This is a genomic window from Pseudomonas sp. UBA2684, assembly GCA_002354655.1.
Lineage (GTDB): Bacteria > Pseudomonadota > Gammaproteobacteria > Pseudomonadales > Pseudomonadaceae > Aquipseudomonas.
Genome location: DELY01000048.1, coordinates 199052 through 223821 on the forward strand (window position 1 = coordinate 199052; position 24770 = coordinate 223821).

The 24770-nt window shown below is 60.9% G+C and carries 17 protein-coding genes; 4 read left to right on the top strand and 13 right to left on the bottom strand.

Going from position 1 to position 24770, the window contains the following annotated elements; all coding sequences use genetic code 11:
• Positions 1-249: 249 nt before the first annotated feature.
• Positions 250-2622, bottom strand: coding sequence for a phosphoenolpyruvate synthase (gene ppsA, locus B3M58_RS17390; RefSeq protein ID WP_296220987.1), 2373 nt, complete (start codon positions 2620-2622; stop codon positions 250-252).
• Positions 2623-2843: 221 nt separating this feature from the next.
• Between ppsA and ppsR the strand changes: the two genes are divergently transcribed.
• Positions 2844-3662: a posphoenolpyruvate synthetase regulatory kinase/phosphorylase PpsR gene (gene ppsR / locus B3M58_RS17395; RefSeq protein WP_296220988.1), complete on the top strand. Its 819-nt coding sequence runs from the start codon at positions 2844-2846 to the stop codon at positions 3660-3662.
• A gap of 67 nt (positions 3663-3729) precedes the next feature.
• Here the strand turns inward: ppsR and prpF are convergent, their stop codons facing one another.
• The 5 genes from prpF to B3M58_RS17420 all read right to left on the bottom strand — a co-directional run bounded on the left by prpF (position 3730) and on the right by B3M58_RS17420 (position 10447).
• Complete coding sequence (gene prpF, locus B3M58_RS17400) at positions 3730-4917, bottom strand: 2-methylaconitate cis-trans isomerase PrpF (protein WP_296220990.1); 1188 nt, start codon at positions 4915-4917, stop codon at positions 3730-3732.
• 108 nt (positions 4918-5025) lie between these two features.
• Positions 5026-7617: a Fe/S-dependent 2-methylisocitrate dehydratase AcnD gene (gene acnD / locus B3M58_RS17405; protein ID WP_296220992.1), complete on the bottom strand. Its 2592-nt coding sequence runs from the start codon at positions 7615-7617 to the stop codon at positions 5026-5028.
• The gene (gene prpC / locus B3M58_RS17410; protein WP_296220994.1) at positions 7614-8774 is read right to left on the bottom strand and encodes a bifunctional 2-methylcitrate synthase/citrate synthase; all 1161 of its coding nucleotides are present in this window, start codon (positions 8772-8774) and stop codon (positions 7614-7616) included. Before prpC ends, acnD begins: the two co-directional genes overlap by 4 nt.
• 54 nt (positions 8775-8828) lie before the next feature.
• Entirely contained in the window at positions 8829-9713 is an 885-nt protein-coding gene (gene prpB, locus B3M58_RS17415) for a methylisocitrate lyase (RefSeq protein ID WP_296220995.1), read from the bottom strand.
• Positions 9710-10447, bottom strand: coding sequence for a GntR family transcriptional regulator (locus B3M58_RS17420; protein WP_296220996.1), 738 nt, complete (start codon positions 10445-10447; stop codon positions 9710-9712). The genes prpB and B3M58_RS17420 overlap by 4 nt, the downstream gene beginning before the upstream one ends.
• A 306-nt stretch (positions 10448-10753) precedes the next feature.
• Here B3M58_RS17420 and B3M58_RS17425 point away from each other — a divergent pair, with 306 nt between their 5' ends.
• The 3 genes from B3M58_RS17425 to B3M58_RS17435 are packed head-to-tail and all read left to right on the top strand — an operon-like array spanning position 10754 to position 13813.
• On the top strand, positions 10754-11290 hold the full coding sequence (locus tag B3M58_RS17425) for an ATP-dependent zinc protease (protein ID WP_296220997.1): 537 nt from the start codon (positions 10754-10756) through the stop codon (positions 11288-11290).
• Positions 11291-11295: 5 nt separating this feature from the next.
• Positions 11296-12822: an inactive transglutaminase family protein gene (locus tag B3M58_RS17430; protein WP_296220999.1), complete on the top strand. Its 1527-nt coding sequence runs from the start codon at positions 11296-11298 to the stop codon at positions 12820-12822.
• A 4-nt stretch (positions 12823-12826) separates the two neighbouring features.
• Entirely contained in the window at positions 12827-13813 is a 987-nt protein-coding gene (locus tag B3M58_RS17435) for an alpha-L-glutamate ligase-like protein (protein WP_296221000.1), read from the top strand.
• Between the two features lie 91 nt (positions 13814-13904).
• On the opposite strand, the gene B3M58_RS17440 is transcribed toward B3M58_RS17435, so the two are convergent.
• The 7 genes from B3M58_RS17440 to B3M58_RS17470 all read right to left on the bottom strand — a co-directional run bounded on the left by B3M58_RS17440 (position 13905) and on the right by B3M58_RS17470 (position 24731).
• Positions 13905-15059 carry a MalM family protein gene (locus B3M58_RS17440; protein ID WP_296221001.1) on the bottom strand — a complete coding sequence of 385 codons (1155 nt, stop codon included), beginning with the start codon at positions 15057-15059 and terminating at the stop codon, positions 13905-13907.
• Between the two features lie 17 nt (positions 15060-15076).
• The gene (locus B3M58_RS17445; RefSeq protein ID WP_296221003.1) at positions 15077-16669 is read right to left on the bottom strand and encodes an outer membrane protein transport protein; all 1593 of its coding nucleotides are present in this window, start codon (positions 16667-16669) and stop codon (positions 15077-15079) included.
• A gap of 18 nt (positions 16670-16687) precedes the next feature.
• Entirely contained in the window at positions 16688-17692 is a 1005-nt protein-coding gene (locus B3M58_RS17450) for a transporter (protein WP_414704105.1), read from the bottom strand.
• A 68-nt stretch (positions 17693-17760) separates the two neighbouring features.
• Complete coding sequence (locus tag B3M58_RS17455; RefSeq protein WP_296221007.1) at positions 17761-18522, bottom strand: C39 family peptidase; 762 nt, start codon at positions 18520-18522, stop codon at positions 17761-17763.
• An 88-nt stretch (positions 18523-18610) separates the two neighbouring features.
• Positions 18611-19054, bottom strand: a complete 444-nt coding sequence (locus B3M58_RS17460; protein ID WP_296221009.1) for a DUF6160 family protein — start codon at positions 19052-19054, stop codon at positions 18611-18613.
• A 245-nt stretch (positions 19055-19299) separates the two neighbouring features.
• Positions 19300-22023 (bottom strand): helix-turn-helix transcriptional regulator, encoded by a 2724-nt coding sequence (locus B3M58_RS17465; RefSeq protein WP_296221011.1) that lies wholly within the window; start codon positions 22021-22023, stop codon positions 19300-19302.
• The gene (locus B3M58_RS17470; RefSeq protein WP_296221013.1) at positions 22020-24731 is read right to left on the bottom strand and encodes a LuxR C-terminal-related transcriptional regulator; all 2712 of its coding nucleotides are present in this window, start codon (positions 24729-24731) and stop codon (positions 22020-22022) included. Before B3M58_RS17470 ends, B3M58_RS17465 begins: the two co-directional genes overlap by 4 nt.
• Positions 24732-24770: the final 39 nt, after the last annotated feature.

Consider the following 24770-nt stretch of genomic DNA (forward strand, 5'->3'; position numbering starts at 1 on the left):
AGCAACGGCCTGTAAGGATGGCGCCAGGGATGGCAGATCATAAAAAAGACTCTGTACCCGTTAACTGTTGATGCAGACCGCCGTCACGTGGGAGCGGCTTTAGCCGCGAAAGATCTTCAGTTTTCAAAGATTTTCGCGGATAAATCCGCTCCCACAAAAGCGCGACTGCTCCTGCAACACGTAACTGGGACATAGCCATAAAAAAGGGCAGGATTAACCTGCCCTTGCAACAAGAAGGTTAACGGCGGATCAGGCGTTCTGCCCCTCGGCCAGGAAGAACCAGGTATCGAGCACCGAATCCGGGTTCAGCGACACGCTTTCGATGCCCTGCTCCATCAGCCAGCGCGCCAGATCCGGATGGTCCGACGGACCCTGACCGCAGATGCCGATGTACTTGCCGGCCTTGTTACAGGCCTGGATGGCGTTGCTCAGCAGTTTCTTCACCGCCGGATTACGCTCATCGAACAGGTGCGCGACGATACCGGAATCCCGATCCAGGCCCAGGGTCAGCTGGGTCAGGTCGTTGGAACCGATGGAGAAACCGTCGAAGAACTCGAGGAACTCTTCAGCCAGGATCGCGTTGGACGGCAGCTCGCACATCATGATGACTTTCAGGCCATCCTGACCACGGGCCAGGCCGTTCTGCGCCAACAGGTCGACCACCTGGCTGGCTTCGCCGAGGGTACGCACGAACGGCACCATGATCTCGACGTTGGTCAGGCCCATTTCGTTGCGTACTTTCTTCAGTGCGCGGCATTCCAGCTCGAAGCAGTCGCGGAACGACTCGCTGATATAACGCGACGCGCCGCGGAAACCGAGCATCGGGTTCTCTTCTTCCGGCTCGTAGAGCTTGCCGCCGATCAGGTTGGCGTATTCGTTGGACTTGAAGTCCGACAGACGCACGATGACCTTCTTCGGCCAGAACGCCGCGGCCAGGGTACTGATGCCCTCGACCAGCTTCTCGACGTAGAAATTGACTGGGTCGTCGTAACCGGCGATGCGCTTCTCGACGCTGTCCTTGATCTCCGGCGGCAGGCCGGCGAAGTTCAGCAGCGCTTTAGGGTGCACGCCGATCATGCGGTTGATGATGAATTCCAGACGCGCCAGGCCCACACCTTCGTTGGGCAGTTGAGCGAAGTCGAAGGCGCGGTCCGGGTTGCCGACGTTCATCATGATCTTGAACGGCAGGTCCGGCATCGCGTCCACGGAATTCTTGCGGATGTCGAAGCCCAGTTCGCCTTCGAAGATGAACCCGGTGTCGCCCTCGGCACAGGAGACAGTCACGCCCTGGCCATCTTTCAATACCTGGGTGGCGTTGCCACAGCCAACCACTGCGGGGATACCCAGCTCACGGGCGATGATCGCCGCGTGACAGGTACGCCCGCCACGGTTGGTGACGATGGCGCTGGCGCGCTTCATCACCGGTTCCCAGTCCGGGTCGGTCATGTCGGAAACTAACACGTCGCCTGGTTGGACCTTGTCCATCTCGGCGATGTCGTTGATCACCCGCACCTTGCCGGCGCCGATTTTCTGACCAATCGCTCGCCCCTCGACCAGTACGGTGCCGGTTTCCTTGAGCAGGTAACGCTCCATGACATTGACGTTGGTGCGGCTTTTCACGGTTTCCGGGCGAGCCTGGACGATATACAGCTTGCCGTCGTCACCGTCCTTGGCCCACTCGATGTCCATCGGCCGCTGGTAGTGCTTTTCGATGATCATGGCCTGCTTGGCCAGCTCGCTGACCTCGGCATCGCTCAGGCAGAAACGCGCACGCTCGGCGCGATCCACGTCGACGACCTTGACCGACTTACCGGCCTTGGCTTCGTCGCCGTAGATCATCTTGATCGCTTTGCTGCCCAGGTTGCGACGCAGGATCGCCGGACGACCGGCTTCCAGCGTCTGCTTGTGTACGTAGAATTCGTCAGGGTTGACCGCGCCCTGCACCACGGTCTCGCCGAGGCCATAAGCGCCGGTGATAAACACCACGTCACGGAAACCGGATTCGGTATCGAGGGTGAACATCACCCCGGCGGTGCCGGTTTCCGAACGCACCATGCGCTGCACGCCGGCAGACAGGGCGACCAGTTTGTGGTCGAAGCCCTGGTGCACGCGGTAGGCGATGGCGCGATCGTTAAACAGCGAGGCGAAGACTTCCTTGGCCGCGCGGATCACGTTGTCCACGCCGCGAATGTTCAGGAAGGTTTCCTGCTGACCGGCAAACGAGGCGTCCGGCAGGTCTTCAGCGGTAGCCGACGAGCGTACGGCTACGGCCATGTTGTCGTTGCCGTTGGCCATCGCGGCGAAGGCCGTACGAATTTCAGCATCCAGGCGCGCGGGGAATTGAGCGTCCATGACCCACTGGCGGATTTGCGCGCCGGTTTTCATCAACGCATTGACGTCGTCTACGTCCAACGCGTCGAGGGCGGCGTGGATTTGCTCGTTCAGACCGCTCTGCTCGAGGAAGTCACGGTAGGCCTGAGCGGTAGTGGCGAAACCACCGGGAACCGAGACTCCGGCGCCGGCAAGGTTGCTGATCATCTCGCCCAGGGAGGCGTTCTTGCCCCCTACGTGCTCGACATCGTGGTTGCCGAGCTTATCGAGGGAAACTACGTACTCTACCAAGGTGATCTCTCCACTAGATTGTTGGAAAAGCTCAGATACCGTTCAAGACCTGCTCGCAAACCCTTGAACAGGCTCCTAGGGCTGGGACGTTCGGCGGTACACATGCCCGCGCGATTGTGGCCTGGCCCTGGAAAATAAGTAACAATGCCAACCCGTTCGGGCCTGCAAAAGCGGGCCTATGATAGCCAAGAATCGTCCTCAGCTTAAGGCCCATGGCGCAAATGAAACGAACCGCTTTTTTCATCTCCGATGGCACCGGCATCACTGCCGAAACCCTGGGCCAGAGTCTGCTGGCACAGTTTGAAACCATCGACTTCACCAAACTCACGCGACCCTACATCGACAGCGTGGAAAAAGCGCGCGCAATGGTACAACAAATCAACACCGCCGCAGAGAAAGACGGCGCACGGCCGATCATCTTCGACACCATCGTCAACCAGGACATTCGCGACATCCTGGCCGAGTCCGACGGTTTTATGATCGATATCTTCTCGACCTTCCTCGCCCCGCTGGAACAGGAACTGACGTCGCATTCGTCCTACTCGGTCGGCAAGTCCCACTCCATCGGGCACAACTCCAACTATATGGAGCGCATCGAGGCGGTTAACTTCGCCCTCGACAACGACGACGGCGCGCGCACCCACTACTACGACAAGGCCGACCTGATCCTGGTCGGCGTATCGCGCTGCGGCAAAACTCCGACCTGCCTGTATATGGCCATGCAATACGGTATTCGCGCCGCCAACTACCCGCTGACCGAAGACGATATGGAGCGCCTGCAACTGCCGAGCGCACTGAAGAAGTACAAGGACAAGCTATTCGGCCTGACCATCGACCCGGATCGCCTCACTTCTATACGCCACGAGCGTAAGCCCAATAGCCGCTACGCCAGCTTCGCCCAGTGCGAGTTCGAAGTGCGCGAGGTGGAAAACCTGTTCCGCCGCGAGAACATCAACTTTATCAACTCCACCTATTTCTCCGTGGAAGAGATCTCCGCGAAGATTCTGGTGGAAAAAGGTGTTGAGCGCCGCCTCAAATAATCCGCGCAAGCTCCTGATCCATAAACAAAAGGCTCGAACACTTCGAGCCTTTTGTTATTTATAAGCGCTAGAAAATATCGCCCGGCACGCGCACCCAGCCTTCCATCAATATTCGCGCGCTGCGCGACATAATGGCCTTGGTCACCGTCCACTGGCCATCGACCAGAGCCGCCTGAGCGCCAACGCGCAAGGTGCCGGATGGATGACCAAAACGCACCGCTTCGCGCGCACTGCCACCCGCCGCCAGATTGACTAACGTGCCGGGAATCGCCGCCGCGGTGCCGATAGCCACGGCGCAAGTCCCCATCATTGCGTGGTGCAGCTTGCCCATGGACAGCGCACGCACCAGCAGATCGACATCGCCTGCCTGCACCGTCTTGCCGCTGGATGACAGGTAATCCCTGGGTTTGGCGACAAAAGCGATCTTTGGCGTGTGCTGACGTTTGAGCGCTTCGTCTGCCGTCTTGATCAGCCCCATACGCAAGGCACCAGCCACGCGGATCTGCTCGAAACGCGCCAGCTGCGCAGGGTCAGCGTTGATCTGCTCGCGCAACTCGGTGCCCTGGTAGCCGATGTCTTCGGCATTGACGAACACGGTTGGGATACCGGCGCTGATCATGGTCGCCTTGAAGGTACCGACACCCGGCACCTCCAGTTCATCGACCAGATTGCCGGTGGGAAACATCGAACCACCCTCCTCGCCGTCATCGGACGGATCGAGAAACTCCAGCACGATCTCGGCTGCCGGAAAGGTCACCCCATCGAGCTCGAAATCGCCGGTTTCCTGCACCTGACCGTTGCTCACCGGCACATGGGCGATGATGGTTTTCTGGATATTCGCCTGCCAGATACGCACCACGCACACGCCGTTCTGTGGAATACGCGCTGGATCGACCAGCCCGGCATGCAAGGCAAAGGCTCCTGCCGCAGTCGACAGGTTGCCGCAGTTACCGCTCCAGTCGACGAAAGCCTTGTCGATCGACACCTGACCGTAGAGGTAATCGACGTCGTGATCCGGCTGGCTGCTTTTCGAGAGGATCACGCACTTGCTGGTGCTGGAAGTCGCCCCGCCCATGCCGTCGATCTGCGCGGAATAAGGATCGGGACTGCCAATCACCCGCATAAACAGCGCATCACGCACCGCGCCCGGCACCTGGCAGCTTGGCGGCAGGTCCTGCAGGCGGAAGAACACGCCCTTGCTGGTGCCGCCCCGCATGTAGGTAGCGGCAATCTTGATCTGAGGTGCGTGGGGCATGGGTAAGGTCTACTCCAAATTATGTGAGGACAGCACATGTAGGAGGGGCTTTAGCCGCGAGCGTCTTAAAGCTAAATCGCGGCTAAAGCCCCTCCCACAACAGTGCGCTTAAACTGCCACCGTCGCCTCGAGGAAGTCCTGAGCAAAGCGCTGCAACACGCCGCCAGCTTCGTAGATCGAGACTTCTTCGTCGCTGTCCAGGCGGCAGGTCATCGGCACTTCGACGCGCTCACCGTTCTTGCGGTTGATCACCAGGATCAGATCGTTGCGCGGCTTGCGCGCACCAACCACATCGAAGGTCTCGGTGCCGTCGATACCCAGGGTTTTGCGCGTGGTGCCCGGTTTGAACTCCAAAGGCAGCACGCCCATGCCGATCAGGTTGGTACGGTGAATGCGTTCGAAGCCTTCGGCCGCAATCGCTTCCACCCCCGCCAGACGCACGCCCTTGGCCGCCCAATCGCGGGAGCTGCCTTGGCCGTAGTCGGCACCGGCGACGATGATCAACGGCTGCTTGCGCTGCATATAGGTTTCGATGGCCTCCCACATGCGCGTGACCGTACCTTCCGGCTCGATGCGCGCCAGGGAGCCCTGCTTGACCTTGCCGTCGACCACCACCATCTCGTTGAGCAACTTGGGGTTGGCAAAGGTCGCACGCTGAGTGGTCAGGTGGTCGCCACGGTGGGTGGCGTAGGAGTTGAAGTCCTCTTCCGGCAGACCCATTTTGTGCAGGTACTCGCCTGCCGCGCTGTCGAGCATGATGGCGTTGGACGGCGACAGGTGATCGGTAGTGATGTTGTCCGGCAGCACTGCCAGCGGACGCATGCCGGTGAGCGTACGCTCGCCAGCCAACGCGCCTTCCCAGTACGGCGGACGGCGGATGTAGGTGCTCATCTCGCGCCAGTCGTATAGCGGGCTGACCTTGGCCGCGGCTTCGCGACTGAGGTCGAACATCGGGATATACACCTGACGGAACTGCTCGGGCTTGACCGAGGATTTGACCACCGCGTCGATCTCTTCATCCGATGGCCAGATGTCCTTCAGGCGGATTTCGCGGCCATCGACCACACCCAGCACATCCTTCTCGATATCGAAGCGGATGGTGCCGGCAATCGCATAGGCCACCACCAGCGGCGGCGAAGCGAGAAACGCCTGCTTGGCGTAGGGATGGATGCGCCCGTCGAAGTTGCGGTTGCCGCTCAATACGGCGGTGGCGTAGAGGTCGCGGTCGATGATTTCCTGCTGAATCACCGGGTCCAGCGCGCCGGACATGCCGTTGCAGGTGGTGCAGGCGAAGGCCACCACACCGAAACCCAGCTGCTCCAGCTCCTGCTCCAGGCCGGCTTCCTGCAGATACAGCTTCACGGTCTTCGAACCGGGTGCCAGGGACGACTTGACCCAGGGCTTGCGCGCCAGGCCGAGCTTATTGGCGTTGCGCGCCAGCAGGCCGGCGGCAATCACGTTGCGTGGGTTACTGGTGTTGGTGCAGCTGGTGATGGCGGCGATGATCACCGCGCCATCGGGCATCTGCCCCGGCACCTCGTCCCACTGCCCGGCAATGCCCTTGGCCGCCAGGTCGCTGGTGGCGACGCGGGCGTGCGGGTTGCTCGGCCCGGCCATATTGCGCACCACACTGGACAGATCGAAGCTCAGGCTGCGTTCGTACTGCGCGGTTTTCAGGCTGTCGGCCCACAGGCCGGTGTGCTTGGCGTAGGTCTCGACCAGTTGCACCTGCTGGTCTTCACGGCCAGTGAGCTTCAAATAATCGATGGTCTGCTGGTCGATAAAGAACATCGCCGCCGTCGCGCCGTATTCCGGCGCCATATTGGAAATGGTCGCACGATCACCCAGGGTCAGCTTTGCTGCGCCTTCACCAAAGAACTCCAGATAAGCCCCAACCACCTTCTGCTTGCGCAGGAACTCGGTCAGCGCCAACACCATATCGGTAGCGGTGATGCCGGGCTGCAGCTTGCCGCTCAGCTCGACGCCAATAATGTCCGGCAGGCGCATCCAGGAGGCGCGACCGAGCATGACGTTTTCCGCCTCCAGACCGCCGACGCCGATGGCAATCACGCCCAACGCATCGACGTGCGGGGTGTGGCTGTCGGTGCCGACGCAAGTGTCGGGGAAAGCCACGCCATCGCGGGCCTGGATCACCGGGCTCATCTTCTCCAGGTTGATCTGGTGCATGATGCCGTTGCCCGGCGGGATCACGTCGACGTTCTTGAACGCCAGCTTGGTCCAGTCGATAAAGTGAAAACGGTCTTCGTTGCGGCGATCTTCGATGGCGCGGTTCTTCTCGAACGCCTGCGGGTCAAAACCACCGCATTCCACGGCCAATGAGTGGTCAACGATCAGTTGCACCGGCACCACCGGGTTGACCTGTGCCGGGTCGCCACCCTGCTCGGCGATGGCATCGCGCAGACCCGCCAGGTCGACCAGCGCGGTCTGACCGAGAATGTCGTGGCACACCACCCGCGCCGGGAACCAGGGGAAGTCGAGGTCGCGCTTGCGCTCGATCAGTTGAGTCAACGACGCCGTCAGGGTCGCCGGATCACAGCGGCGCACCAGGTTTTCCGCCAGCACCCGCGAGGTGTAAGGCAGCGTCTCATAGGCACCAGGGGCGATGGCCTCGACGGCGGCGCGGGTATCGAAATAGTCCAGCGCAGTGCCGGGCAGGGATTTACGGTATTGGCTGTTCATGGGCGATCCTTGAGCGGCACAAACTTGAGATCTTCCGGCCCGACATAGTTGGCGCTTGGGCGGATGATCTTGCCGTCGATGCGTTGCTCGATGACGTGGCTGGACCAGCCCGACGTACGCGCGATGACGAACAACGGGGTGAACATGGCGGTGGGCACGCCCATCATGTGGTAGCTGACGGCGCTGAACCAATCGAGGTTGGGGAACATCTTCTTGATTTCCCACATGGTCGATTCCAGACGCTCGGCAATGTCGTACATCTTCATATTGCCCTGCTCCGCCGACAGCTCACGGGCCACATCCTTGATCACCTTGTTGCGCGGGTCAGCCACGGTGTACACCGGGTGGCCGAAACCGATCACCACTTCCTTCTTCTCGACACGAGCGCGGATATCGGCCTCGGCCTCGCCCGGGTTGTCGTAGCGTTTCTGAATTTCAAAGGCGACTTCATTGGCACCGCCGTGTTTCGGCCCACGCAACGCGCCGATGCCGCCGGCAATGCAGCTGTACATGTCGGAACCGGTGCCGGCGATCACCCGCGAGGTGAAAGTCGAGGCGTTGAATTCGTGCTCGGCATACAGGTTGAGCGAGGTATGCATGGCGCGCACCCAGGACTCGCGGGGCTTCTCACCGTGCAGCAAATGCAGGAAGTGGCCGCCGATGGAGTCGTCATCGGTTTCCACGTCGATGCGCTTGCCGTTGTGGCTGAAGTGGTACCAGTACAGCAACGCGGAACCCAGCGAGGCCATCAGCTTGTCGGCGATGTCGCGGGCGCCCGGGTGGTTGTGGTCGTCCTTTTCCGGCGACACACAACCGAGCACGGACACGGCGGTGCGCATCACATCCATCGGGTGAGCAGACGGCGGCAGTTGCTCGAGCGACGCCTTCAGCGCCGCGGGCAAACCACGCAGGGCCTTGAGCTTGGCCTTGTAGCCGGCCAACTCGGCAACGTTCGGCAGCTTGCCGTGTACCAGCAGGTGGGCGATTTCTTCGAATTCGCAGCGGTTGGCAAAGTCGAGCACGTCATAGCCACGGTAGTGCAAGTCGTTGCCGGTACGGCCAACCGTGCACAGCGCGGTGTTGCCGGCAGTAGTGCCGCTCAGGGCCACGGATTTTTTCGGCTTGAAGCCTGGGGTGGTTTCTGGGGTCGCACTCATCGCTTATCTCTCCTCATCCGTTTAATACACAGGCGGCTAAGACCTGTGCTCCGGTTATTTTTTGGCGGCAAACAGCGCATCAAGGCTCTGCTCGAAGGCGTGGTAATTGATGCGCTCGTACAGCTCCATGCGCGTTTGCATGGTGTCGACCACGTTCTTCTGCGTGCCGTCACGGCGTACGGCCATGTAGACATTCTCGGCCGCCTTGTTCATGGCGCGGAAGGCCGACAGCGGGTACAGCACCAGACCGACATCCACCGAGGCCAGCTCTTCGGTGGTGTACAGCGGCGTGGCGCCGAACTCGGTGATATTGGCCAGGATCGGCGCTTTCACCCGATCGGCGAAGGTCTTGTACATCGCCAGCTCGGTGATGGCTTCCGGGAAGATCATGTCGGCACCGGCCTCGATGCAGGCCGCAGCACGGTCCAGCGCCGAGTTCAGGCCTTCCACCGCCAGCGCGTCGGTGCGCGCCATGATCACGAAGCTGTCGTCGGTGCGCGCATCGACGGCGGCCTTGATGCGGTCGACCATCTCCTGCTGGGTGACGATCTCCTTATTAGGGCGGTGACCGCAGCGCTTGGCGCCGACCTGGTCTTCGATATGAATCGCCGCCGCGCCGAACTTGATCATCGACTTGACCGTACGCGCCACGTTGAACGCCGAGGCCCCGAAACCGGTGTCGACATCCACCAGCAGCGGCAGGTCGCACACGTCGGTAATGCGCCGCACGTCGGTCAGTACATCGTCCAGGCCGGTAATACCCAAATCCGGCAAGCCCAGGGAGCCCGCCGCCACGCCGCCGCCGGACAGGTAGATCGCCTTGAAACCGGCGCGTTTGGCCAGCAAGGCATGGTTGGCGTTGATCGCACCAATGACTTGCAGCGGATGCTCTTCGGCGACGGCATCACGAAAACGTTGGCCGGGACTTTTCAAGCTCATGACTCACCTCGGGTTTTGGCTGTCTTGGAGTGCGCGCCCTGCCCCATGCTGATGGCGTAGTGGCGCTCAATATTGCGTTTTGAGGCACCGATATGCCGGCGCATCAACAACTCGGCCAACTCGCCGTCACGCTCGGCAATCGCATCGAGAATGCGGTGGTGTTCGGCGAACGCCTGGCGCGGCCGGTTCGGTGTGGCGGAGAACTGCAGGCGATACATGCGCACCAGTTGGTACAGCTCGCCGCAAAGCATCTGGGTCAGGGTCTTGTTGCCGCTGCCCTGGATGATCCGGTAGTGAAAGTCGAAATCGCCTTCCTGCTGGTAATAGCCGACACCGGCCTTGAAGGCGGCGTCCTGCTCATGCAGGTCGAGCACCGCGCGCAGCTCATCGATTTCCGCCTGGGTCATGCGCTCGGCGGCCAGGCGACAGGCCATACCTTCCAGCGACTCGCGGATTTCATAGAGTTCGATCAGCTCGGCATGACTGAGCGAGACCACCCGCGCACCCACATGTGGAATGCGCACCAGCAGGCGCTGGCCTTCCAGGCGGTGAATCGCCTCGCGCAACGGGCCACGACTGATGCCGTAGGTACGCGCCAGCTCCGGCTCGGAAATCTTGCTGCCAGGGGCTATTTCACCTTTGACGATTGCCGCCTGAATGCGCCGGAAGACATGTTCGGAAAGTGTCTCCGGATCTTCTTGAGCGGTGATAGGCAACTCAATGGCATCCAACATATTGTCAACACTGCTTAGGCTATTTGGCAAAAAACTACGCTCACAGCCTGTAAATGTCAAACAATCCCACAACACTGTCGACAATCTACTAAGGGACTCTCTCGAACCAATCTGCTGACCTTACTTACAGAAACGCCCATAAGCGTCTGTCACAGCAGAAAAACCCCATGTTAGAATGCCGGCCACTTATACCTGGCCGAGCAGTTTCACCCTGCCTGCTAGACTCCACGCCAGGTGCAGCAGGCCCTTACGCCCCGCCCGCTGGTCTTTTCGATCCAACGATTGCGATACATCACATTAGGACTTATGAGACTCAAGCCCTTCGCTCTGCTGCTTTGCCTCGTTTTTTTACCCGGCTTGAGTCTCGCCGCGGATAAGACTGTCTACGGCCTCAATGAATACGTCCGGTTGAATAATCTCGACCTGGAAGTGGCCGCCAAACTGGATACCGGTGCCAAGACGGCATCGCTCAGCGCCCGTGATATCAAACGTTTCAAGCGTGACGGCGAAACCTGGGTGCGTTTCTATCTGGCCATCGACGGCACCCATGCACACCCCATCGAGCGCCCTCTGGCACGGATCAGCAAGATCAAACGACGCGCTGGCGACTATGATCCAGAGGAAGAAAAAACCTATACCGCGCGCCCGGTAATCGAAATGGATATTTGCATGGGCCAAGCCCTGCGCAAGATTGAAGTGAACTTGACCGACCGTAGTGCATTCCAATACCCGCTGTTGATTGGCTCCGAAGCGCTCAAACGCTTCAGTGCCCTGGTCGATCCAAGCCTTAAATACGCAGCAGGGAAACCTGGCTGTGCCACCGACGCAAACCCTGGCGAGTAATTCCCATGCGCTCTCTTAACCTGCATCTGAAAGTCCTGATCACGCTACTGGTGAGCCTGGGCATTCTGATTACGGCCTACCAAATTTTCATTCTCGGCATCCCGGTGACCGAAGATGAAACAGACGACCTGTGGAATATCGATGCCAGAGTCGAGTTCCAGGCCAGCCCACGCGAGCCGGTCAAACTGCAGATGTTCGTACCACCGCTGAACCAGGACTACGTCAGCCTGAATGAGAGCTTTATCTCGAATAACTACGGCGTGAGCATCAACCGCGCCGACGGCAACCGCAAAGTTACCTGGTCGGCACGGCGCGCCAGCGGCAAGCAAACTCTCTATTACCGCCTGGTGCTGACCAAGCGCTACAGCGGTGAGCAGGCCAAGGCCAAGGGGCCGATCTTCCGCGACAGCATCCCGGTAGAAGGCGCGGAGAAGATTGCCGCCGAAGCCCTGCTCGCGCCGATCCGCCAACACTCGGCGGACGTCGAGACGTTCATCAGCGAAACCGTCAAGCGGGTCAACAACGCAGGCGACGATAACGTCAAGCTGCTGCTCGGCGGCGATGCCTCGACGCCGAATAAAGCCAAGGCCATCGAGCTGCTGCTGTCCATCGCCCACGTACCGATGGAGCGCGTGCACACCATCCGCCTGGCGGCCGAAATTCAGCAGAGCCCGGAACTGTGGCTACGCAGTTTCAACGGCGAAAAATGGCTGTACTTCAACCCGGAAACCGGCGAACAAGGCCTGCCTGCCGACCGCCTGGTCTGGTGGATCGGCGACGACAGCCTGGTCAACCTCGAAGGCGGCAAGCAGGCGCAAGTCAGCTTCAGTCTGAACAACAGCGAAATGAACGCCATTCGCCTGGCCAAGCTGACCGACGAAAACACCGACGCCGATTTCCTCGAGTACTCGCTGTACGGCCTGCCGCTGCAAACCCAGCAGACCTTCATGATCATGGTGGTGATCCCCATCGGTGTGCTGGTGATCCTGATCCTGCGCAACCTCGGCGGCCTGCAAACGCTCGGTACCTTTACCCCGGTACTGATCGCCCTGGCCTTCCGCGAAACCCAGCTGGGCTTCGGCATCATCCTGTTCACCGTGATCACCGCGCTGGGCCTATCGCTGCGCTCCTACCTCGAACACCTGAAGTTGCAAATGCTGCCACGGCTATCGGTGGTGTTGACCTTCGTCGTGGTGCTGATTGCCGCAATCAGCCTGTTCAGCCACAAGCTGGGCCTGGAGCGCGGGTTGTCGGTGGCGCTGTTCCCGATGGTGATTCTGACCATGACCATCGAACGCCTGTCGATCACCTGGGAAGAACGTGGTGGCGGTCATGCTTTTAAAGTGGCCATCGGCACCCTGTTCGCCGCGACCCTGGCGCACTTGCTGATGAGCGTGCCGGAGCTGATTTACTTCGTCTTCACCTTCCCGGCGGTGCTGATGATTCTGGTGGGCTTCATGCTGGCGATGGGTCGCTACCGCGGCTACCGCCTGACCGAGCTGTTCCGCTTCAAAGCCTTCCTCAAGGACTAATGCCATGTTCGGTCTGATCAAGACGTGGAAGGCCCTTGAAGCCAAAGGCATCATGGGCATCAATCGGCGTAACGCGGACTACGTGCTGAAGTACAACAAACGGCACCTGTACCCGATCGTCGACGACAAGATCATCACCAAGGAGCGCGCCATCCAAGCCGGTATCCATGTACCGGAAATGTATGGCGTGATCTCCACCGAGAAGGAAATCGAAAAGCTCAACGAGATCATCGGCGGGCGTACCGATTTCGTCGTCAAGCCGGCACAGGGCGCCGGCGGCGACGGCATTCTGGTGATCGCCGACCGTTTCGAGGATCGCTACAAAACCGTCTCGGGCAAGATCATCAGTCACGAGGAAATCGAGCATCAGATTTCCAGCATTCTCACCGGCCTCTACTCACTTGGCGGCCACCGTGATCGTGCATTGATCGAGTACCGGGTCACCCCCGATCAGATTTTCAAAAGCATCAGTTACGAAGGCGTGCCGGACATCCGCATCATCGTGCTGATGGGCTACCCGGTGATGGCCATGCTGCGCCTGCCGACCCGTCAATCCGGCGGCAAGGCCAACCTGCACCAGGGCGCCATCGGCGTCGGTGTCGACCTGGCCACCGGGGTGACCCTGCGCGGCACCTGGCTGAACAACAAGATCAGCAAGCACCCGGACACCACCAACGCGGTGGATGGCGTGCAGTTGCCGAACTGGGATGGTTTCATGAGGTTGGCGGCCGGCTGCTATGAGTTGTGCGGCCTGGGCTATATCGGTGTGGACATGGTGCTCGACCAGGATAAAGGCCCGTTGATTCTCGAACTCAACGCCCGCCCCGGGTTGAACATCCAGATCGCCAACGACTGCGGCCTCACCCATCGCGCCCACGCAGTGGAAGCGCGCCTGGCGGACCTGCGTGCAAAAGGCATCGAGGAAACCGCAGAAGAGCGCATGCGCTTCTCCCAGGAGCTGTTCGGCCACGTGCCAGTCGCACCAATCTGAGCGCATCGCGTCCACTAAAAAGCCCGGCCAAGTGCCGGGCTTTTTAGTCACAGCCGTTCTGGCTGCTCGGGCGGGCCAGCGACACAGGCCGCTAGCGCACGATAGCCAGCTCGAACGCCCCCTCATCGCTGTGGGCGTGGGTCTGCATCCCGGCCTCATCAACCGCCAGGCCCTGCAACGGGCGCTTGAACGGTTTGTTGTCCAGCGTCTGCAAGTGACGATCCTCATCGGTGGTCAGCAGCAATACATAGCGCTCCCCCGCAGCCGCCTTGACCGGTACCACACCCTCGATAAAGGCATAGCGGTACCAGGTCTCGGCATGTAACTGGTAGACCGCATCGCTGACCAAGCGCGTCGGGCGCTTGGCCTCGTCGAGAAACAGCAAAGAGGGATACACCACCTGCTTATTGGCAAAGCTGCGCACGCGCAAGCCATAGGTGCCTTGCGCACGTGGCAGTTTGAGCGCCGCGTAATAACTGCGGCCCATGGGGAAGTCCAGGCTCGGGGAAAACCGACTCAACTCTTCATAGCGCGGCTCATCGGCAGACAGGTCGGTAAACGCCTCGTCGGTCAGCTGTGCGCAGCAACGCTCGAGCAACGCCTGATGCAGTGCCCCACCAGGTTTTTCACTGCCCGCCAACAAGGCCTGCATCGCAGCCGTCGGCTGGCCATCGAGCCCCGGCAACCGCTCGGGCTTATTGGCGAATTCGACCTGACGACCTTCGCTGAAACTGATCGGCTGACTCGCCGTCCCCCGCGATGGGCCTTGCCCCGCGGCGGGCACACTGGAGTTGCGCATGCGCCCCTGCTCATCGACCCAGGTGAAATATTGCCCACCTTGCTCGCTGCGCGCATACCCCCGCCCTTCCAGCACGTCAGAATCGATGTAATCGCTGGAACGCTCACCGCTGGCCAACAACACTTCATTCCCGCCGGCCTGCTGCTGGCTACCGGCATAGAAGCTGTTTTGCAGGTTGCCGCCAGCATCGACCCAGGTGAAATAGCGGCGCTTGCTCTCGCCGCGATTCGGCGCGCCGGGCCAGCCTCCCGCACTCGCATCACGCATGCGCGCCTGGTCGCTGAGGGTGATGCGCTGCGCCGCCTGGCGTTGTTGTGCGCTGTAACGGCTGTCGACAAAGGTGTTGTGCACCCGACCGAGATCGTCGACCCAGGTCAGGTAGCGCCCGCTCGCAACCGCCACAGAGGCCACACAACTGAGGCCGAGGAACAGCAGTAGGTTACGCATAACGGGCTCCCCTTCTCCTAGAATGTGGTGCGGTACGTCAGGGCAAACACATAGGCTTTGACGGTGGTTTTTATATCGAGGTCGGCGTACGGGTTGTACACCATGCTGTCGATGGTCGAACAGTTGGTGTTGCAACTGGAGCGCGCGGGAATGTCCTGCTTGCTCACCAGGTAGTTGAAACCGATATCGATCACCGTGTCTTTATCCCATTGGTAGCCGGCGCCCAAGCCATATAGTTGCGCATCGCCAAGCGGCGCCAGCACGTCGGCCTTGTCGCCAGGGATGGCCGAAGGACGTGGCTCATAACCCGCGCGCAGGCTCAGGCGGTCGTTGACCTGGTACTCGACGCCCAGCGCCCAACTCCACACCGACTCATAGCCGCGATCGAGAATGATGCTGGTTGCGGTGGCATTTTCCGGGGAAAAAATACTGGCGATGGTCAGCACGTCCAACTGGCGGTCGAACTCCAGCTCGAACGAGTCCCAGGCCGCATAGTCGGTCCATTTCACATCGAGGTTGATCTGCCACTGCGGGTGCGGCTTGAGCTTGATGCCCGTGGCGAAATGCGCCGGGTAGGTCATGTCCAGCGAGACATTACCCTGCTCTTTGTCGAACACTCCATCGGGAGTGATGCTGTTGAAGATCGCACCGATCAGCGAGCTGTCCAGCCCCTGCCAGAAACCCTGCCAGTCTTGGGAGTAGTCCACCGTGTACTTGCCTTGCAGGCGCATCTTGGCTTCGCTCTGGTACACCGCGCCAAGCGCGAACCAGTCGTTCGGCTCCCAGAGAAAGCCGACGTTCCAGGTGGGCGACAAGCTTTGCTGCATGTCGATATCGATGTTGGCAATATCGGTGAACGGTCCCAGGTCGCCGCCGCACAGGTTGAGCAGCACCTCGAAGGGGTTACCGTCGACGGTGCACAGCGCCTCCTGGGCCGCACCGGTCAGCCCCGTCAGCACGCCCGGCGCGCGAAAATCCTGGTTGAGCGCCATGGCTTGGTGGGAGAAGCCGATCGACAAGCCGACCGAGAGCTGATCGTTGACCTGATAGGCCACCGAGGGTGAAAAATAGGTCAGGCGCTGCAGCACCAGCTCCTTGCCCTGGTAGCGCGCTGGGTCGTCGTCCTCGCGGGAGAAACCTAATGCCTGCGGGGTATAGACGTTGGTGGCGAAAGTGAATTTCGAGCCCGGCGGGTTGATCGACACGCCCGCCAGCGGTGCAAACAGCACCGGCACTTCCGTCGCCCCGCCGATGCCCGGCAAGTACATCGCCGAGGCGGTGGTGCGGCTGGAGGAATTGGCCACCGAGTCATCGTTCAGGCCAAAAAAATTGCTGCCGTAGTCGTCAGGCGCATCGAAGTCGGCGCGGATATCCATGATCCCGGTGATGAATTTGATCGTGCTTTGCCGGCCTTTGAGCTTGGTCAGCGCCGCCGGGTTGTAGTGCACCGCGTCGATCCCGCTGAAGTCCGCAGTAATCGCATTGCCCATGGCCATGGCTTTCGGGCTGCCTATGGTCAGGTTTTGCGCCAGCTGCGCCTGCGCGGCGCCTGCCCAGAGCAAAACGATCCCGGTAATCGCCCGTGCCAGCGGCGAAATATGCATCGTCATAAGGTTTTCGCTCGCCGCTTATTCAGCCTTCAGGCCTTTGATATCCAAGGGCATGGACAGCCCCAGCAATACATCCGGCGAGTCTTCGGTCATGCCGAATCCGGCATTCACGTTGATGATGTAATCCGGCGACGTACGCAGCCCCAGCGAGAAGTTCATCACCGCACTGGTCTGCTCGGTGCCTTCCAAACTGCCATCGGCAAAGGTGAAGGTCGGCGCCAGGTTATGCGACATCTGGTAGGAGGCTGCCAGCGACACGTCATAGGACAAGGCATAGGCGAAGCCCATGCTGAACGACAGAGCCGAGCCCGGCTCGACCTCTTGCAACAAGCGACCGCCGCGCACCTGATTGATCGTGGTGACCGGCAGGTTGTAGGTGTAACCGAGTGAGCCGAACAGCACGACCGGGTCGATCACATAGGACAGGTTGGCGCCAAAACCGAGACTGTAGTAGCCGCTGCCGGTGGCCAGATCGCTCTGCGTATTGATGTCGTACGGGCTTTCGCCGGTGGGTAGACCGAGGCTGGCGTAGAGCGTGGTAACCGGCTTGCCGCGCAACGAGGTCCACGGCTGCCAACGCAGGCTCGCGGACACATCGCCCAGGCTGTAGGCGTTGAGGTCACGCTCGGTGTCGTACTTGGCAATGAACGGCAGACGTACGCTGAAGGTCAGGTTGTCCCACACGCCGTAATCGAAGGTGAAGGAGTTGGTGAAGGTGTGCTGCGCCTCGCTTTGCCCCACCACGCTGAACACATTGTTGCCCGTGCGCACCGTCTCGATCAGGGTGTCGCGCACCAACGAATAATCGAAGCCGTAGGTCAACGTCCGCTCGCCCTTCTTGAGCAAGGTGTAGCTTTTCTCGGCGGCCTGAAACACCTCTTCCAGCGCCTTAGCGCTGTCGGCGTCGTCTTCCTGTTTGCTCAACGCATCGCGGGCTTGATCGACCGAAGCCTCATCAGCCAGTAGCGGCGCACTGACGACCCACGTCAGCATGGCGAGCCACGCACACCCCGAAACCCTCATGGCACTGCCCCCAGATAGTTATTGTTATGCCGGGCAATTACTTGCGGCAAAGCGACTTCTATGCGTCGTCATTTACGGCGGATGTAACGAATATCGCCGCCGGAACCCAGCTCAGTGGCCTGGTTCTCGGTGAATTTGGTAATTTGTGGAAACTCGCGAAACGCCAGCAAGCTGATGGTGCGGTCATCGATGATGCGCAAATCGCGCTCGCTCAAGGCCAGGGCGTTCGGTGGTTCCTGGCCATTGGGGAAAATCACGAACAGCACGTTCTGATCCCAGATTTCCTCGAAGCGGCTACGGGTGAAACTGATATTGCCCAGTGCTGGATCGGCGACGAACACGTGGTCGTTGTAGACATCGCGCACCACCACGAAGTGCTTGAAGCCGGCGTACTCGATCGGCACGATCGCGGGATGCTCCAGCTCATCCAAGTCGGCAAATGCCGCGCGAAAACCACCACTCTTGTAGCCCAACGCAGTGACGAAACGCTTCATGTCGAGCAATGAAAAACCGCGCCGCTCGACGATCTTGTCGGCCTCGCCAAAACGCAGCAGGCCTTCCATCACCTGGCGTTCCTCCAGATTGCGACCGAGGAAGTAGTCCAACAGGGTGGTCAGCGCAGCCGAACCGCAGCTGTAGTCGTAGGCCTGGCGAATGACGTTGCGAAATTGCAGCTGATTCATCGGCTCCAACGTCACCGACTCACGCAATGGCCCGTTCGGCGCCAGCGCCTGGGTGAGGTTGACCGTACCCTGCGGCTGCGGCTTGGTGTCCACCGCCTCGGTAAAGCCCCACATGCCGATCAGGCTGCCCAGCAAAATCTCGACCATTCGCCCAACGCACTCCCCACACACAAGAGAAAAGTCTTACCGGCCGAGGCCGATAAGACTTTGGCAAAACTAGACCCGCTGAGTGAACTCAGTGACCCCAGATTTTGACTGTGGTGCCGGCCATGTTCATGTCGCTGATGGCCAAGGAGCCGATGCTGGCAGCGCTGGTGTCGCCGATTTTGATCGCGCCAACGCTAACCTGACCGGTGATGGTCGGCAGGCTGATCTGCAATTGCTGGGTATCGGTGCCACCGATATCCGTGGTCACCACATCAACCAATACCGGGGCGGTGTCGGAGATGTTGAAGCCGGTGAACGCGATGGTTTCCAGGCGCAGGGAGCCGCCGTTAGCGTCGCCGTCGGTGTACACCACGCTGCCGATCGAACCGTTGAAGCTACCGGAGATGCTGATGCCGTCCTGACCGGTCACGGAGGACAGGGCGCTGTCATCCATGGCTTGCAGATCGGCCTGAGCCATGAATGGAGTAGCCAGAACAGCGGCAGCCAAGGCCAGTTGCTTGAAAGTTTTCATTGTTGTTATCTCCACAGTTCACTATTGGGTTATCCCCGGAGGCACTGTCCTGGACTCCTGTCTCGGGCAGTTGAACCGGCTCACGCCGCTCACCAGGTCTGGCGCTGCTTCCTTAGTCGCGCCGAGCTTGGATTCGTGAAGCACCGTGCTTCTCGTCCTGGCTACAAAACTACTGGTGCTGCCCCCGGCTGCCAGCCCATCCAAGGGATGGAGCGCCGTCGCGCGGTCAAGCAAGGCCTCTGGCATCAGGCTTCGCTTAATAACCCCAAACTTTTCCCCTTCAATACCGCCTGGGTGCGGCTGCGCACCCCCAGCTTGGCGAACAGGTTATGCAGGTGCCATTTGATCGTGGCTTCCGAAAGATGCACCGCCTGGGCGATTTCGCGGTTCGACAAACCTGCCGCCACGAACCGCAAAATCTCTCGCTCACGATGGCTAACATCTTGATTTTCATCGAAAGTTTCAGGATCTACAGCCAGCCGACGGCACTGCTCGCGCAACTGCTCGGCAACCCCTTGCCAGGCCAGAGCACGCTTCGGCTCGGCAACGCGCCAGGCATCCCAAAGCGGCAGCAGCCACAAGGCGTCATCCTGGAACACCCGCCGATAGCCGCTGTTCCAGGCGTCTTCGAGGGTTGGCTGGAACAAGGCAAAGGCCTTGTCGCTGTTACCTTTGCGCCAATACGCCACAGAAAGTAACAAGGACAAACGCAAGCGGCGATCGCGCTGGTGCTCCGCCGTCTGTTTGGCCAGGCAGGCTTCCAGCACCGCCTGCGCTTTGTCCGCCCGCCGCTCGGATAACGCCAGGCGTGCCTCGCAGAGCACCAACGCAGTGCTGGCATCGGTGTAGCGCCCCGCTGGCAATACCGCCAGGTGACGCTGCAACTGCAAACAGATGCGCTCGGCTTCGTTGGGGCGGCGCAACCACAGGAGAAACTGCACCTTGCAGCTCATGCCCAAGGCGAACACCCGCTCGTAACCCGGACCATGCAGGCTGCCCAACCACTCATCGAGCTCCGCCAAGGCCTGCTCGCCTTCGCCGGCAAAGAACCGCGCCCGCGCCAGCACCAGCTTGCCGCGGCTGATCAACTCGATAGGCGTGGCCACATCGCGCCAGGTGGTTGCCAGCGGCAACTCGGCGAGGATCGCCGCGTGCCGGTCCTGCTCGTAAAGCAGATCGGCATAGGCCAGTGACAGCGGCCCTCCCACACGGCTGCGGCGGCCGAACACCTGCTCGACCCGAGCCCGCGCATTTTCTGCGAGAACCCGACCGCGCTCGGGCTCGCCCAATTCTTTGCAGATCAGCGACTCGATCAGGCTGACCACCACATGCAGGTATTCACTTTCGGTCTGCCGCAGGTTGTCGCGTGCCACGGCAATCGACTTGCCTGCCTCGCCGAACTCGCCGAGCAAGGCGTAGGCCGCTGCTTGCACACAGGACAGGCTGGCACGGAATACCGGCTGGTTATCCGGCACCAGACCAAGCCAATGCCGCGCGACCTTCAAACAGCTTTCGAGTTTGTCTTGGTACAACATCACCAGCGCCTTGAGCACCTGCGCCGCAGCCAGCAACTCGGCCAGGCCGAAATGCAGCAGCTTGCCGCGCCCTTGCAGCAGTCGCGTGCTGACCTCCTCGATCAGTGCTTCGGCCTCCGCGTATTTCTGCTCAAAGGCCAACTGCCAGGCATAGAAAATCTGGAACACCGGGTGCTCGCGGATCACTTCGGACGGCACGTCCTTGAGAATCGCCAGGATGCCGTAGACCCGATTGCCGGCGATCAACCGCGCCCCCTGGCGTTCGAGCAGCTCCGCGGCAAACGTATAATCGCGGGCACGCAGGGCGTACTTGATCGATTTATCCGCCAGGTCGCGCCCTTCGCACCAGCGCGCTGCGGCATGCAGCAAATGCGTCGGATCGCCCTGCTTGGCCAAACGCCCCTGGAGAAACTCGGCGAACAAATGGTGGTAACGGAACCACTCGCCCTGCGCGTCCAGCGGAATGACGAACAGCTGTTCCTTGAACAGACGCTGCAACATCTGCTCCCCATCGCCACGGCCGGTCAGGGCGTTGCACAGTTCGGCACTGAACTCATCGAGCACCGAGGTTTGCTCGAGAAAGTGCTGCTGCTCCGCGGGCAGGCTATCGAGCACATCCTCGGCCAGGTAGTCGGCGATGTTGCGCTCGGTGCCAGACAAACCGGCCAGAAACAGGCTGCGGTCGGGATGCCGAACCAGGGCCAGCGCCACCAGGTGCAGCGCGGTAATCCAGCCTTCGGTGCGGGCATGCAGCGCGTCAAGTTCGGCCGGGCTCAGCGGCAACTGCTTGAGCTCATGAAAATACGCCTCGGTCTCGGCGCGCGTGAGGCGCATGTCCTCGGCCTTGATCCACAGCGCCCAGGGGTCGCTGGCTGACGACTGATCGACAAAACGCGGGTTGTAGCGCGTGCTGCCGATCATCCGCACATTGGCCGGCACACGTGTGACGAAGGACTGGATCAGCGGGCCGAGATCGGCATGGCGGATACGATGAAAGTCATCGAAAACCAGATAAAGCACGCCTTTGACCCGCTTGAGGTCGGCGATGAACGAGTCGAGCAGCACCTCGTTGGGCAGGCTCAGGTCATCGCGCAACAAGCGCGCGGTGTTTTCCCCGAAACCCGGCAGTTGTGCGTCGACGGCGGCGATCAGGTACTGCAACAGGCGTTGCGGTTCGCTATCGGCTTCATCGCATGACAGCCAGGCCACGCTGGCGCCCGCGGCTTGCAAACGCAGGCGAAACTGGCTGAGCACCGTGCTTTTGCCAAACCCTGCGGGGGCGCTCAGCAGAATCAGGCGCTGCTCACGGGCGCTGAACAGCCGCTCGATCAACGCGGCGCGGGCAAGCAGAGGACGCCCAGCGACCTCCGCCGGAAACAACTTGGTGCGCAGCAACGGCATGCAACGCAGGCGAGGCAATGTTTGGCTGGTCATTCAAGCAGACTCAGCTCGCGGGCACGGCGGATGGCTTGCGTCCGATTGCGTACCTTGAGCTTCTCGTAGATGTTATGCAGATGCCATTTGACGGTTCCCAGGGCCAGCGACAGCTGCTGGCCGATCTCGTCATTGGACATGCCCTGCGCCGCCAGACAGACCACTTCGCGCTCGCGATCGGTCAGCCCTTCCTCAAGCACTTCCAGCGCCTGGCGCGCACCCTGGCCTGGCCAAATCGCCAACAGCGCCCGAATGAAACCCTGCAGTGCCGGTTGCCGCTCGGCCGCTTCGAGCTGCTGCAGGAGCAGACGAATCGCTTCACCTTCCTCGACAAACAGGCTGCGCACACCTTCGCGCTCGGCACCGATCAAGCACTGCACCAGCAGGCTTTGCGCCCGCTCCTGATACCCCAGGCGCTGGTAGCTCAGCGCCGCGAGCAGGTCCAGACGCAAGCGTTGCAAGCCGTGCCAATCGTCGAGCAACAAGCCGCGCAACTGAGTGATCTCATGCAGTGCTTCGCTGTAATGGCCGCGCGCCTGCTGCAAACGAATGCGGGTCAACCCCTGCACCCAGAGCACCGGATTGAAGCGCATGTGCTGGTAATGCCCCGCCAGCTTGGGCCAATCGACGCTTTTCAGACGTTGCTCGGCGCGCTTGAAGCGATCCGTCGCGGGTTCTTGCAGGATCTGCGCGATTTCATCGCCGACCGCCTGGGCATAGAAACGCCAGGACTGGTTGCGCGCCGCCAGGTTCTGCATCAGCACCAGAGTCGCGAAGGCATCCTTGGGGTTGTCCTGCATGCGCTGTACATGCGCCACGCACAACATGCCTTGGGCATACAGGTCGATCGGGTTGATCACATCGACGGTGGCCAAGGCCCAGCGCAGCCGCTCGTCGATGCCATCGAGGCGCCCCTGGTGATAGGCAATCAGGGCTTCGGTAATGGTCGGCAAGGCCAAGGCGCGGGATTTCTCCGCGAACCAGGGAATGATCCGCGCACGCAGCTGGCCAAACAGCAACTCCGCCTGCTTGATCTGCCCCTGCTCCAGACACAGGAGTATCTCGACATTGGCCAGTTGCATGTCCAGGTAGCGGCCCTCGAGGAAGTGATTGCGCTGCTGCGCCAGAGCCAGCAGACGCCGCGCCGCTTCGGGCTGACCCATCATCACGCTGGCCAGGGCGCCGACAATCAACATCGCCACTTCGAGAAAGGCGGTGTGCTGCCCCAGTTGCACTTCGACCCTGCGCGCCAGGGTCACGCAGGTCTCCAGGTCATCCTTCTGCAAGGCGATAACGGCCTTGATCGCCAGGGTCGCCAGCAGCTTGTCGCTTAGCGGGCCACTGCTCTTGACCTGCCCCCAGCGCTGCAACAGCTCATCGAGCATGCGGTTGGCTTCCGGCAAGCCCAACTCGGCGGCACGCGTCCAGACATCGGCCAAGACCAATACCGGGAAGCGCTCGGCAATCTCGTCGGGCACATGCTGACGCCACTTGTAGATCAGGTTCAGCTGGCCGCGGTTGATCAGTTCCAGGCCGCAGCCGTCAACCAGTGCAGCGAGCATTTCCGGGTCTTCGGCCAGGCAGGCATGCTCGATGGCCAGGTTCTGCATGTGGTGGTTGGTGAACCACAAACTGGCATTGAAATGCAGCTGTTTGAGGCGCTCCGGATCGCGGTCTTGCAAACGTTTACGGAGAAACTCGGCAAACAGGTTGTGGAAGCGGTACCACTGCCGCTCACGGTCCAGTGGCAGCAAGAACAGCTGCATTGACTCCAGCTCTTCCAGCAAGCGCTGCCCGTCCTGGCGCCCGGTCAAGGCATTGGCCAAGTCGCCACTCAGTTGCTGCGCAACGCCCAAGGCCAGCAGCAGCTCCTGCTTATCCGCCGGCAACTGTTCGAACACCGTGCGCAGCAAGTAGTCGCCGACCGCCGCCTGATCGGTGCCCATATCGGCCATTTGCGCGTAAGCCTGCGGCTGATGGCGCAGCCACAGGCTGGCCAGGTGCACACCGACCATCCAACCCTCGGTGTGGCTGTACAGCGCACTGAACGCCACGGCATCCAATTGCAGGCCACTGCGTGCCAGGTAATCGCGGGTTTCCGCCTTGCTCAGGCGTAGGTCCTGCTCACCGACCTCCACCAACAGCCCCTTGGCGCGCAGCGTCGCCAAGTTCAACGCCGGTTGCGAACGGCTGCCGATGGCCAGCGTAAAGCTGCCTGGGGCGAACTTGATGAGGCGATTGAGCGCGGCGAGCAACTCCGCATCCTGAATCAGGTGCAGGTCATCGAGCACCAGCAGCAAAGGCTGCTCCAGCGCCGCCAGATCCACCAGCAAGCTTTCCATGACAGCCGCCACCGGCACGCGCATGGTGTTTTGCAGGTAGGCCAGCGCTTCTTCGCCGAGCCCCGGCAACAACGTGGCGAGCGCCTCGATCAGTTGCAGGAAAAACCGGGCGGGCTCGTCGTCATCGGGGCCCAGCGATAGCCAGGCAACCGCACCGCCCACGTCCAAGCGAGACTGCGCCAGCGCCGCCAAGGCGCTGGTCTTGCCGAAACCGGCAGGTGCGGAAAACAGTAAAAGACGGGCATGCGGATGAGCGGACAACGCCGCCTCAACCTGAGGCCGCGCCAAGTAATCGGCAGACGCCTGAGGAGGCGTGAGTTTCGAGCGCAGAAGGCTTCCAGCGGCTGGATCTACAACGACATCCATGGCCTTGATCCCTGGTTAATTATTGTTTTAGTACTAACG

Coding starts and splice junctions, on each gene's coding strand:
- prpC (WP_296220994.1), bottom strand. CDS start 8,774: ATGAGTGCGACCCCAGAAACCACCCCAGGCTTCAAGCCGAAAAAATCC.
- acnD (WP_296220992.1), bottom strand. CDS start 7,617: ATGAACAGCCAATACCGTAAATCCCTGCCCGGCACTGCGCTGGACTAT.
- B3M58_RS17425 (WP_296220997.1), top strand. CDS start 10,754: ATGAGACTCAAGCCCTTCGCTCTGCTGCTTTGCCTCGTTTTTTTACCC.
- ppsR (WP_296220988.1), top strand. CDS start 2,844: ATGAAACGAACCGCTTTTTTCATCTCCGATGGCACCGGCATCACTGCC.
- B3M58_RS17450 (WP_414704105.1), bottom strand. CDS start 17,692: ATGAGGGTTTCGGGGTGTGCGTGGCTCGCCATGCTGACGTGGGTCGTC.
- B3M58_RS17465 (WP_296221011.1), bottom strand. CDS start 22,023: ATGACCAGCCAAACATTGCCTCGCCTGCGTTGCATGCCGTTGCTGCGC.
- prpB (WP_296220995.1), bottom strand. CDS start 9,713: ATGAGCTTGAAAAGTCCCGGCCAACGTTTTCGTGATGCCGTCGCCGAA.
- B3M58_RS17435 (WP_296221000.1), top strand. CDS start 12,827: ATGTTCGGTCTGATCAAGACGTGGAAGGCCCTTGAAGCCAAAGGCATC.
- B3M58_RS17445 (WP_296221003.1), bottom strand. CDS start 16,669: ATGACGATGCATATTTCGCCGCTGGCACGGGCGATTACCGGGATCGTT.
- B3M58_RS17470 (WP_296221013.1), bottom strand. CDS start 24,731: ATGGATGTCGTTGTAGATCCAGCCGCTGGAAGCCTTCTGCGCTCGAAA.
- B3M58_RS17455 (WP_296221007.1), bottom strand. CDS start 18,522: ATGGTCGAGATTTTGCTGGGCAGCCTGATCGGCATGTGGGGCTTTACC.
- B3M58_RS17460 (WP_296221009.1), bottom strand. CDS start 19,054: ATGAAAACTTTCAAGCAACTGGCCTTGGCTGCCGCTGTTCTGGCTACT.
- prpF (WP_296220990.1), bottom strand. CDS start 4,917: ATGCCCCACGCACCTCAGATCAAGATTGCCGCTACCTACATGCGGGGC.
- B3M58_RS17440 (WP_296221001.1), bottom strand. CDS start 15,059: ATGCGTAACCTACTGCTGTTCCTCGGCCTCAGTTGTGTGGCCTCTGTG.
- B3M58_RS17430 (WP_296220999.1), top strand. CDS start 11,296: ATGCGCTCTCTTAACCTGCATCTGAAAGTCCTGATCACGCTACTGGTG.
- B3M58_RS17420 (WP_296220996.1), bottom strand. CDS start 10,447: ATGTTGGATGCCATTGAGTTGCCTATCACCGCTCAAGAAGATCCGGAG.